Here is an 11,945-nt window from a genome sequence, read left to right on the forward strand (position 1 = left end):
ATATGTTTATTTTTTTAATCCTGCTTTGTGCATGGATTTTGCCAGAACTGATAAGTACGCTGTGAAACTTTAGCCATATGGCAGTCCTAAAGCAACGTTCAATACCTTTACATTATACAATAAGGCGAGGGGAATGTCAGTAGCTGATTCATCGTACATTGTTTTTTGTGTCTCAAAAATCAATTAACAGTTTATGATTTTGAGAAACTCCGGCAAAATTCTGCAGGAGCCTTTATAAGGTTATAAATTCCACGTTTCTCCCCTTTCACAAAAGCCTCCGGACAGAAACGTAAAAGGAATGGGTTTAAGGTATTGACTATATATTCCCCAAGATATATACTGAGTATATAACTATATACTCAGTATATATAAGGAGATAATATGGCGGTTAAACATTTATTTCTTGCTATTTTATCAAAGCAAGCCATGCATGGGTATGAACTTAAAACATGTTTTGAGAAACTGGTTTCAGAGCAGTGGACTTTGAATTTCGGGCAGGTCTATACTACATTGACCCGCCTGGAAAGGGACGGGCTGGTTTTATCCGAAGAAATAAAGCAGGAAGAAAAGCCGGACAAAAAGGTATACAGGATAACCGAGGAGGGACTGAGGCAGCTGAAAAACTGGTTGGAACAGGAAGCCGACTGGAATGTGTTTGGCGATGAGCTTTCTTTTCAGTTGGCCGCCCTAGAATTTATCGACAGGGAAAAGGCGAAACACCTTCTGGAAAAACGCAGGGTATATCTTATAAACCTTATAGCCGAGCTTGTTGCCAAGAAGAATCAAATCAAGGATGAAGGCTCTCTTACCAGTTGGATTTTTGAAAGAAATATTATGAAAGCGGAGGCTGATTTGAAATGGATAGAACTGTACATGAAGAACAGAAATTAAATCTCATTGAGATGAAAGGTATCAGGCGCGACTATTCCTGTGGGAGCAATTTAATTAATGCCTTAAAAGGTATTGATCTCACTATAGCTCAAGGCGAGTTTGTGGCTATTATGGGGCCTTCGGGATCAGGCAAATCCACTTTGCTTAATATCATGGGGTGCCTGGATTCGCCTACGGCCGGAACATACCATCTGAAAGGTAAAAATATAAGCAACTTGTCAAGAAAGGAAAAGGCATTGATCAGAAACAAGGCTATCGGATTTGTTTTTCAAGCCTACAATCTGCTCCCGGAGCTGAATATAGCTTCGAATGTTGCATTGCCTTTGAAATATGGTGGTGTACCCAAAAGCAAAAGGCAGGCGCTGGTCAATGAAGCACTGGCTTCGGTAGGGCTTGAGGGCATGGGATACCGTTATCCCGACCAGCTGTCAGGAGGCCAGCAGCAAAGGGTGGCAATAGCAAGGGCATTGGTCAACAAGCCCGATATAATACTGGCGGATGAGCCTACCGGAAATCTGGATTCGGTAAGTGGACAGAGCATAATGGAGGAGCTCCGCAGATTGAATTTGGCAACCGGCACAACAATTGTGGTTATTACTCATGATTCAAGGATTGCCGGTTATGCCGACCGGTTAGTAAGGCTGGCAGACGGCAGGATTAATGACGATATGCGCGTGAAAAAAGCTTCACAAACCAAAAGCACCCTGATAAATCCTTTTGGATGGCCAGAGGAGGGAGAAAATGAAGAGATTTTATAAATGGCTGCTGAGCATCGGCATAGCATTTGGAGTATTCTGCTCATTAATTGTTTTTACGGCAGGTCAGACGCAATGGACCATGATTCGGCTGAAAAAGGAAGCGCTGGAGTCCGACAAATATAAAATCATCAATACGGACAACCATTTGGCGATATATGGCATGGGTTTGGATTTCGCAAAGCAGATACAAAGCCTGCTTCCGGAAAAGGTTGTTTCTGATGTCATGGCAAAAGGATTTGGTGTCGCTGTTTCCTACGAGGGCGAGCCATTGATGGTAGGCCAGGTTGTGGGTACAGGGAGCAATATGGCGGAAATTTTAGAGTTTCAGATGATTAAGGGTAGATACCTTTCTCCCCGGGATATTGATGGGTATGAAAAGGTTTGCGTGATAAAAAGCAATGTTTATGACCTCGTCAGGACAAGGAATGCAACCCATATTGATTTGAACGGTGAACCTTATGAAATTATAGGGGTTATATCAGGGGATGAGGCTATCGGTGAGGAGGATATTTTTGTTCCGGTAACCACCCTTTATAAATACATAGAGAAGATAGACGAGCGATCAGGACTGATATATAAAATCGTATTGGACAGGAAGGGCCTGTCCGAGGAATATATCTGGTCAGAACTGGGCGAAAAGGCAGGCATTAAAGGCATGGACATTGATAGGCTTAAGCTGCTGCCCTACCAGTATGAAGAAGCATCACTTTTGAATGGTAACAATGCTGTTAAAGAGTTTTTGATGATTTTTTTGCTTTCGCTGATGGTTTTGGCAGTTGCAGCTTTTAATATCATTCATATCGCTACTGCTTCAATTATCGACCGGGAGAGGGAAATCGGACTCAGGACTGCAATAGGTGCAAAGCCTGGCCATATTATCCGGCAAATAGTTTGTGAAATACTGCATTGCGCTTTAAATGGAGGTATGGGAGGCATTGCTGCTGCTTCAATAGTGAATACCTTGACCAATCTCGGATTGGGCCAATTCTCACTTAGCTTTAATGCTGTTTCCATTGCGGCGGGAATCCTGCTGGCTGCCATGACAGGGCTTATCACGTCAATGCTTCCGGCGGCAAGGGCAGCAATGATTGACCCTGCAGCAGCACTGAGAGAGGAGTGATTTGGATGACAAAAGCGCTTAAGCAATTCAGACTGAGCATTTTTACCTTTATTGAGGTAGTCTTTGTTTTTGCAGTAATAACTATAGTTCTATCGATGAATATGGGTTATGCGGAGCAAATAAGGGCAGGCATTAAGAATGAACAATCCGCGACTATCCTTTATTATCTTAATGGAATTACAATTCTGGCAGTATTCGTAACAGCGCTTGGAACAACGGGAATACAGCTGATACATCTTTACAGGAGGTCGGGTGAGATCGGGCTGAGAAAGGCTGTAGGAGCGAAGGATTCTGATATAGTCGCCCTTGTTTTAAAGGACACCTTGCTTTCTTTGCTTATTCCGGCTTTATGCGGCGTTACGCTGGGAGCAGCCCTGGCTGCCAATCTTTCTGACGATGTTTTTGGTTTGAATGCCAAAATAGATATTTTTCTTATTGCGGGCAGCGCCCTTATATTGTTAATTTTTGCGTTCTTGTCCGGAATTTTGCCTGCTGCCAAGGCAGTGCAAACGGATCCGGCAGATGTCTTAAGAAGGAAAGGTATAAGCAGAAGAGAGAATCCCGAAAGGAAATATAATATAGCATATCTTCTGATTACAGCTGCCATCATAATAGGAGGGATTTCAATAAATCACAATCTGGAAGCTGCGTACAGGGAGGATATGATAAACACAGCCGGTGCTCCTCCGGCAATTACTCAGCAAGCTCCGGCCTTTTCCTTTGAGGATGGTAACGGAAAAGTAATATCCTCCGAAGAGCTTAAAGATAAAAACTACTGCCTGTTGATCTGGGAAGAAGGGTGTTTTCCCTCCATCAGTCTTTTGAATGAACTAAACAATCTTATTTCGGAAGGCCGGCTCGAAAGCGATGATGTATATGCCATATGTTTAGATACATCTATCAAAAGAGTAGAGGAATATATTTCGGCCAACCATCTGTCCGTTGCCCCATATGCCGATCACAAAAAATCCACCAAGTGGGCTTTCAATGCGGGCACAACACCTGCACTTTATGTAATGGACAAGGATGGAATTATCACCGCAAGAATACTGGGATGGTCAGAGGCTGCAAAGGAATATCTGCTCAATAATTTGCCTGTTAACTGATCCATGGGCGATGTGCATTTTGAAAATAAATGATATAATTACATAAACAAGTAATCATGCGGGTGGTTTATGAAAGTTAACAGGCTGCTGGAAATAATCATAATATTGCTGAACAGAGGAACTGTCACTGCAAAGGAACTGGCTGACAGGTTTGGAGTTTCCACAAGAACGATATACAGGGACATTGATGTGTTATCCTACTCCGGGGTCCCTGTATTCACCAGCAAGGGAAATGGAGGCGGCATATCCCTTCTTGAGGATTTTTCCCTTAATAAAACCATACTATCAAAGCAGGAAAGCGAAAGCATGATGCTGGCGCTTAAAACACTGCAGGCAACAAAATATCCCCAAATCGACATGATTCTTGATAAAATCGGAGGAATATTTAAAAATGCTGTTTCCTCAGACTTTGCTTATATAGATTTTTCTCCCTGGAGCAGCAACCCAAATGAGCATAACAAATTTGCCGATATCAAGGAAGCAATTCTTAGCCGGACAGTTATCTCCTTTGACTATATAAATGCCGACGGAAGCAAAAGTTCCCGCAGTGTTGAGCCCATGAAGCTGATATTTAAAGGTCAGGCTTGGTATCTGTGGGGGTATTGCAAACTCAGAGAGGATTTTCGCACCTTCCGCATTTCCAGAATTAAAAACGTCGTTGTCACAAAGGAAAGCTTTGAAAGAAGAAACCCCGACAATATTGAAAAGCGTGCAAAGGACGAGAAACCAAAAGAAATGGTAAATTTAAAGCTTAAATTCTATCCCCAGGCATTGCACAGGCTTTATGACGATTTTGACGAAGATCTGATTAAAAGAAACGCCGACGGAACCTTTGATGTATCGGTCTCATTTCCGGAAGATGAGTGGGTCTACGGCTATATTATGTCCTACGGCTGCAATGTGGAGGTGCTGGAGCCGGACCACATACGAAGGATAATTTCCGACAGGTTAAAAAGAGCCTTGAAGTTTTACGAGCAGCAAGCTTAATATGGCATGCGACTGTCAGGTTTTATGATTAAAAATCCGATTACTATTAATTTAACCTGTTGTGCTGGCACAACGAGACATTTTATTGCCTATTATCGATTTTATTCTTTAACTCAAAACCCTGTTATCGGAAATATCAGCACAACCACTTATGTTTATATAATACAACCAATAATGAAAATAACATTAATATTTTTGTGTTAATGAGTTGTAATTAATAGTACTTACGCAAAAGTAACATAAACAAGTCATATCAGCACTTTGAAAACAGAATATAGCTTAAAAGGTTGTTGCATTGAGGTTTCCATATATTACAGCTATTCACCAGTTTTCGAATTATGCTATTCTTTTGGCAGGGGTTCCATGAGGTCTACCAAAAATTGCATTTCCGACATAACCGTTGCCAAGCACGGCATTCACGATATTATTACTGAACTGGTGAGAAAGTTCAATTTGGATAAGTTTTTGTTCCCTGAGAAGTATACACTGGTCTTCGTTGCAGCATGTATGGGTATAATCCTGTTTAATAATCCTACAGCAACATATATTGCGCAGAAGCTGTACTGGGTATCCCATGATGCCATAACAAGGCTGCTGCCGTTGCTTTCTATTAATAACACAAATATCATGATCCTGTTCATCCAGGCAATACAGTCACAAACGGCTGGTCTTGGATATTTGATCATCGATGATGTGATTATCAGGAAGCCTTTCGGCAAGAGCATTTTCCCGACATCTTATGTATACGATCACACAAATAATCGGTATGTCTGGGGAATGCACATTGTAGTCCTTCTATGGTCTAATGGTTGGATTAAAATCCCCGTGGCGTTTCGGATATGGAAACCGGAAGAAAAGTGTGAAGAATATCATACCAAGGTTGAACTAGCCATACGTATGATATCCTTCGCCCACAAATTTGGTTTGGCTGCCGAATACGTCACATTCGACACCTGGTATTCCTGTAAAGAGCTCCTGCAAAAGCTCTCAGAGTGCGGTTACCACTATGTCTGCATGATAAAGAATAACCGCAAAGTGCTGTACAACAACAGGGTTAACTTTAACGTTAAGACCATAAGCCTGCTGTTTAGCAAGAAACAGTACAGGTACTACCCCGGTACAGGCTTCTACATCAAGGCTTTATCGGTAATCTTACCTGGTGTGGGTAACACCATGATGGCAATAGTCAAAAACGGCTATAACGCATCTATCCAAAACACCAGATTTATCATTACTGACTTGCCCGGTGTAGCTGCTCAAGACATCCTCAAGAAATACCTTTGCCGTTGGGACATTGAAGTATTCTTCAGAGACATCAAGCAGTTTCTGAACTTTGAAAAAGTTCAAGTCCGGTCTATTAGAAAACTTGAGGGTCACTTCTCCTTGGTGTTCATAACTTCTGTATTCGTGCAGATTTTGCAGATACAGAATAATTTGAATACCATGGGTGAAACCATCAGCTTCCTGCAGGACATTGTCCAGGTTAAAGTCAACGGTATTGTGTACATTATTAATGTAACATCCAAAGACCGGACAGGTAAAGAGGTAAATACTGTCTCAAATCCTCTCGCAACAACCATTTGGGACAAATTAAGTGCGTGAAATCTTTATTTTTCAAGGATCATTTTGTTTTGCGTAAGTACTGGTAATTAATAAAAAATAATAAAGTGCAAAAAATATTGCTGAATAATTTTCAAAGGAGGGATAAAATGAGCCTTATACCGTGGAATCCTTTCAGGGAGATGGATAACATCGGTAGGGAAATGAGCAATTTTTTTGATTTCCCATCAAAATTATTCAGCGGATCTCCACCCAGGGTGGATGTGTACCAGACAGAAAAGGATGTTATTGTAAAGGCAGAAATACCCGGTGTTTCGAAAGAGGATTTAAACCTGTATATTGATGATAATTCCATAAGGCTTTCTGGACAGACAAAAAAAGAGAAGGAACTAAAAGATGAAAACGTATACAGGTCGGAACGCTATTATGGAAGCTTTTCCAGGACAATACCACTGCCGGTGGAGGTAAAATCGGAGGAGGCCAAGGCGGAATACAAAGACGGTATTCTGTCAATTATCATTCCAAAGGTTGAGCCTTCCAAAACCAGAGGTAGAAAAATTGATATCCAATAACGAAAGCAGCCGAAGTTTCATTAGGCTGCTTTTAACGGGGACATAATAGTTTACCGTCCCCGTTTTATACTGTATTAATGTTTTTGCATGAACCCCTCTTTAAGAGAACACAGTTGTATGTCATATGCTGGGATTTTCCTCCCTGTATCATGTCAAACAAGGTTTCAATGCAGGAAAGAGCCATTTGCTGGGCTGGTTGATGGATGGTATCAATGGACGGATGGTAGTATTCCGCCATTTCGATGCCGTCAAACCCCACAATGGATATATCGTTGGGAACATCCAGACCAAGCACGAATGCTGCCTTTGCTGCTCCTATGGCAAGAATGTCCGCATGGGCAAAGACTGCCGTCATATCGCGGTTTCTGGCGTGGAGCTGTTTCATGAGCTGAAATCCCACATCAAATCCGGAAGCGTCGGCTGCCGGGTTGGAAGCTACCAGGCTGGGGTCAAAAGCAATGCCGTGCTCTTCCAAAGCTCGCAGGTAACCTTTATAACGCAGCGAACTGGGAGTAGGAATATCGGATGGCGAATGATGGATAAAGCCGATTCTTTTGTGTCCCAAAGATATAAGATATTCGGTGGCGCGGTATCCTTCCTTTTCATCATCAATACATACGCTGGAATAAAGGGAAGGATCCACACTCTTGTCTGCTTTTACCGTAAGCAACACGCAGGGGATGCTGAGCTGCCTGAATCTTTCTTCCGTATAAGTGAAGGAGCCGCCCATCATTATCACGCCGCAGAGGTTTCTGTCCTGAGCCTCCTGTATGGCAACATCCATTTCATTGACACTGTAATCGACGTTCTGTATCAGCAGTGGATATCCTCTTAACGCAACTTCCCGTTCGATTATTCTTATCATCTTATTGAAGAAAGGATTGGTAATTCCTTTGACCATCAGTGCAATATTCTTGGACTGTGAAATCTTCAAATTTCTGGCACTGTTATTGGGAATGAAATTATGCTCGCTGATGGCACTCATAACCTTTTTCCGGGTTTTTTCGCTGACCGGACCCGAGTTGTTTATTACCCTTGAGACTGTTGAAATTCCGACACCGGCTGCCTGAGCAATATCTTTTATTGTTATGCCCACAAAATATCACCACCCTCCTAAAGGATTTTAGTATTCACATATGATCTGGTAAAAGTATATGGGAGTTATCCTGTAGATAACTCCCATAATATATCATTTTCCATTTGGAAAATCAACTAAAATTATTTTACAGGTTTGTGATTAGCCAGCTGAGCCTTAAGCTCATTTATAATGTCATCAACGCCGGCCTTTTTAAGTTGATCTCTGTATTTCTGAACAGCTGTCTTAGGATCATCTGTTGTCTTACCGAGCATCAACTGAATTCCGAGCTGGGAGTCAACGTTAGCAACAGAGGACAGCTGAGTGGAAAGCTTGGTGGAGTCAAAGCTGAATCCCATAAATGGATCGTTTATAGCAGTCTTGTTCCATTTTTCTATCAGCTCGTAACGGCGTGGGTCTTCGGAAGCGTAAGGAATATTGAACTTGTCGTTACGCAGAGCCCAAGCTGAGAAACCGCCTGCATCTACATCAGGATTAAAGTTTGCAGGTTTTTGTGCCACACCGTTGACTATCTCATACTGCCTTCCTTCAATACCATACTGTATCAAACGATAGTATGACTCATCTGTCATGAACTTTTCAATTGCCATTAAAGCTCTTTCAGGATTTTCAGATGTAACACTGATAACAGTTGAGTTTTCAACACCCTGTTTTCTCTTGATTTTTCCAGAAGCTTCTGCGAAAGTCCAGAAATCTGTATCAGCATCAGGAAGCTTTTCTTTGAAAGCACCGTAGTTGCCTGTCCAGTCGGTCATATGAGTGATAAATGCGCCGGAAAGTCCGTTAAGAGCATTATCTTTATCATCAATCTGAGCTGACAGAACATCTTTAGGCCAGTATCCTTTATCAGCCCATTCACGCATCATCACTACCCAGTTTTCGAATTCCTCGGTGAAAGCTGGGTGGATTATGTCGGTGTAGTTATCAGGGCTTGTTGCCACTAAGTACAATTGATTGGACGGAATTCCCGGAGCCTCAATCCACTTGCCTGTCAGGTCGACAAACATGTCATAAAGATCCTGAGCCAGGTTTGCTGTACCGTTGAGAGGAGGGAACTTCTCGTTTTCCAGAACCTTATCCATATAAGCAGTCATGGTTTCGATGGACGTTACAGGTTCCAGACCGTATTTTTTCAGCAGATCTGTACGGTATACAAAACCGGCTGGAGTATATTCGCTGTAAAGGGTAGGTACCCCATAAATTCTACCGTTAAATTTGCTTCCTGCCCATGTGCTTTCAGGAATTTCTGCCTTCAGCTTTGGAGCTGCGCTGTCAAGCATGTCTGTTATGTCAACAAGTGATCCCTCTGCAGCCAATGTATAGTAGGAAACGACAGCATTAGGCGAAGCATGGGACATATCGAATTTTTCTCCCGAAGCAAAGAGCAGGGGATATTTTGTTGCGATATCGCCCCAGTCGATATACTTCACTTCCAAGGTAGCATTGATATCAGCCTTAAGCTTCTTGTTGATTTCGTTTAATATGTCCTTGTTTGCGACTCCTTCACCGCCCCAAAGGTAGTATATGAGCTTAACTTCCTTTGAAGTGTCGGGAGTTTTTGACGTATCGCCTCCGGTAGTGGAAGTGCCTGTAGTAGCATTACCTGTTGTCGCATTATCACCGGAAGGGGACCCAGTTTTGCCACATCCCACAAGCATGCCTATCATGCTGATGCAAAGCACTACAGCAATGATAGTGGAAAAAATCCTTTGACCTTTTTTCATGGTAATTCCTCCTTGAAAAATTTAAGTTTCCTTTTTTATTATCCGAAGAGTACGCATTATTCATACCCTCCAGCTTAAAAAAGTTTTTTATGATAATCGCATTTCGCAATGCGAATACCTTCTGTTATCCTTTAACGGCACCTACAGTAAGACCGCTTATAAAGTAACGCTGAACAAACGGATAAAGCAGAATGATAGGTCCGGTGGCCACCACGGCTGTCGCCATTTTTATGGACTGGCTCGGCAGCTCAGAGGCATCAATAACGATACCCTTGCTTATCAAAAACTGCACATTTGCCTGATTGACCATTTTCTGCAGGAAATACTGCAGAGGGAACTTCTCGGCCGATTCGATATAGAGCATGGCATTGTACCACTGGTTCCAGTAACCGAGGGCTTGAAACAGGCCGACTGTAGCCAGTGCGGGTATCGACAGGGGCATGTATATCTGCCAGTATATCCTGAAGTCCCCTGCTCCGTCGATAGTTGCCGATTCATACATGGAATCCGGAACCGAACGCATGAAATTCCTCATAAGGAATATGGACCATGCACTCATCAAGCTCGGCAAAATCATCGAAAGAATACTGTTTTTCAGGCCAAGGTATCTGACCATGAGAATATAGCTGGGTATAAGGCCGCCGCTGAACAGGGTTGTAAAATAGATGAAGAAAGAGAAAAAGTTGCGGTATTTAAAATCCTTCCTGTTCAACACATATCCTGTCATAGACATAAAGAACAAGCCAAAAAATGTTCCAGCTACGGTTATGATTATTGTGACTTTGTAAGAGTCAATAAGCTTCTTGGGGTTGCTAAGCAAAAATTCATATGCACTGGTAGTGAATTTTTTTGGAAAAAGCTTGAAGCCTTCGCTGATGATCTCCTTCTCCTCCATGAAGGACGAGGTTATCATCAATGCAAAAGGGAACAGGCACAGCAGTGCAAATACAGTGATAATTATATAACACGCCGTCTTAAGGGCAGCATTGTCAAGGCCCTGCTTCACGCGATTTTTATTATATGCTTGTGGAACCATTTTCATCCTCCTCGTACTGCAAACGCTTTTTATGTTCACGGTGGTTTGCTTTGTTTGATTTATACTCTGCAATACCAAGCACAAAGCCTGAAATTGCGCTTTGCCGCATAATACTCTTAGAACAGCGCGTTGTCAGGGTCAACCTTTTTAACAACTAAGTTGACGGCAAGAACCATTACCAGGCCGAACACAGACTGGTAGAAACCGGCTGCGGCGCCCATTGAGAAGTTATACTGCCCAACCAGTGCTCTGAACACATAAGTATCGATGATGTCCGTCTGGGGAAACAGCACTGAGTTGTTGCCTATCAGGTTGTAAAACAAATCAAAGGAGCCTCTCAATATGCCGCCAAGCCCGAACAAAAACAGCAGTATAAAGGTCGGCTTAAGCATCGGAAGAGTAATATATCGGATTTTCTTCCATGAGTTTACACCATCGATATATGCGGCTTCATAAATTTCTTTGTCAAAACCGGTTATAGCAGCAAGATATACAATCATACCGTATCCGGTGCTCTTCCAAATATTAAAGGCAACTATTATATACTTCCATATTCCCTGGTCGGAATAGAATTCATGCCGTTCAAATCCCAATAAAGTAAGGATCGTGTTTGCAAAACCATAATCGTAATTAAACAGATTGTATGCAAAGAAGCCTACCAGCACAAAAGAAATAAAGTGGGGCAGTAATATTATCGACTGGGATAACTTCTTGAAAGGCTTGCTGTTTATTTCGGAAAGCATTATGGCAAAGGCCACCTGTATAGCATTACCCAGCGCTATAAATACCAGGTTATAAAGCAAAGTATTTTTGGTTATATTCCATAAATCTCCGTTTCGTACAAGAAATTCAAAGTTCTTGAACCCGACGAAATTGCTTCCGAAAATGCCCTTATTCATTTTGTAGTCTACAAAGGCTATATAAGCGCCCGGCATAGGTATATAATGAAAGACTATGAAGTAGACTACCGTTGGCAAAATCATCAAAAACAGAACTTTATTTTTCCAAAGCTCATGAGAAAAACCCATAAGACCGGAGCGAATTTTTGACATACCATAATCATTCCTCTCGTTTATAGTTGGGTGATACAAATTA

General features: G+C 42.1%; 11 protein-coding genes. 7 read left to right on the top strand and 4 right to left on the bottom strand.

Annotation, left to right across the window (positions count from 1 at the left end):
* Positions 1–381 precede the first annotated feature (381 nt).
* From CDO33_RS02305 to CDO33_RS02335, 7 genes are all read left to right on the top strand, one after another.
* Positions 382–891 (top strand): PadR family transcriptional regulator, encoded by a 510-nt coding sequence (locus CDO33_RS02305; RefSeq protein WP_103082973.1) that lies wholly within the window; start codon positions 382–384, stop codon positions 889–891.
* A complete protein-coding gene (locus tag CDO33_RS02310; RefSeq protein ID WP_103082972.1) occupies positions 858–1,649 on the top strand; it encodes an ABC transporter ATP-binding protein in 792 nt (263 codons plus the stop codon). Before CDO33_RS02305 ends, CDO33_RS02310 begins: the two co-directional genes overlap by 34 nt.
* The gene (locus CDO33_RS02315) at positions 1,633–2,769 is read left to right on the top strand and encodes an ABC transporter permease (RefSeq protein WP_103082971.1); all 1,137 of its coding nucleotides are present in this window, start codon (positions 1,633–1,635) and stop codon (positions 2,767–2,769) included. Before CDO33_RS02310 ends, CDO33_RS02315 begins: the two co-directional genes overlap by 17 nt.
* Before the next feature lie 5 nt (positions 2,770–2,774).
* Positions 2,775–3,875, top strand: a complete 1,101-nt coding sequence (locus CDO33_RS02320) for an FtsX-like permease family protein (RefSeq protein ID WP_103082970.1) — start codon at positions 2,775–2,777, stop codon at positions 3,873–3,875.
* A gap of 69 nt (positions 3,876–3,944) precedes the next feature.
* Positions 3,945–4,862, top strand: a complete 918-nt coding sequence (locus tag CDO33_RS02325) for a helix-turn-helix transcriptional regulator (RefSeq protein ID WP_103082969.1) — start codon at positions 3,945–3,947, stop codon at positions 4,860–4,862.
* Between the two features lie 363 nt (positions 4,863–5,225).
* Positions 5,226–6,464 (top strand): transposase, encoded by a 1,239-nt coding sequence (locus CDO33_RS02330; RefSeq protein WP_103083335.1) that lies wholly within the window; start codon positions 5,226–5,228, stop codon positions 6,462–6,464.
* Between the two features lie 107 nt (positions 6,465–6,571).
* Positions 6,572–6,994 carry an Hsp20/alpha crystallin family protein gene (locus tag CDO33_RS02335; RefSeq protein ID WP_103082583.1) on the top strand — a complete coding sequence of 141 codons (423 nt, stop codon included), beginning with the start codon at positions 6,572–6,574 and terminating at the stop codon, positions 6,992–6,994.
* Between the two features lie 64 nt (positions 6,995–7,058).
* Here CDO33_RS02335 and CDO33_RS02340 read toward each other — a convergent pair whose 3' ends face one another.
* From CDO33_RS02340 to CDO33_RS02355, 4 genes are all read right to left on the bottom strand, one after another.
* Positions 7,059–8,090: a LacI family DNA-binding transcriptional regulator gene (locus CDO33_RS02340; RefSeq protein ID WP_202849529.1), complete on the bottom strand. Its 1,032-nt coding sequence runs from the start codon at positions 8,088–8,090 to the stop codon at positions 7,059–7,061.
* A gap of 122 nt (positions 8,091–8,212) precedes the next feature.
* Complete coding sequence (locus CDO33_RS02345) at positions 8,213–9,814, bottom strand: extracellular solute-binding protein (protein ID WP_103082582.1); 1,602 nt, start codon at positions 9,812–9,814, stop codon at positions 8,213–8,215.
* Positions 9,815–9,938: 124 nt separating this feature from the next.
* Positions 9,939–10,850: a carbohydrate ABC transporter permease gene (locus tag CDO33_RS02350; protein WP_103082581.1), complete on the bottom strand. Its 912-nt coding sequence runs from the start codon at positions 10,848–10,850 to the stop codon at positions 9,939–9,941.
* Positions 10,851–10,966: 116 nt separating this feature from the next.
* Positions 10,967–11,902 (bottom strand): ABC transporter permease, encoded by a 936-nt coding sequence (locus CDO33_RS02355; protein ID WP_242973508.1) that lies wholly within the window; start codon positions 11,900–11,902, stop codon positions 10,967–10,969.
* Positions 11,903–11,945 lie beyond the last annotated feature (43 nt).

Source organism: Clostridium thermosuccinogenes (assembly GCF_002896855.1).
GTDB lineage: Bacteria > Bacillota > Clostridia > Acetivibrionales > DSM-5807 > Pseudoclostridium > Pseudoclostridium thermosuccinogenes.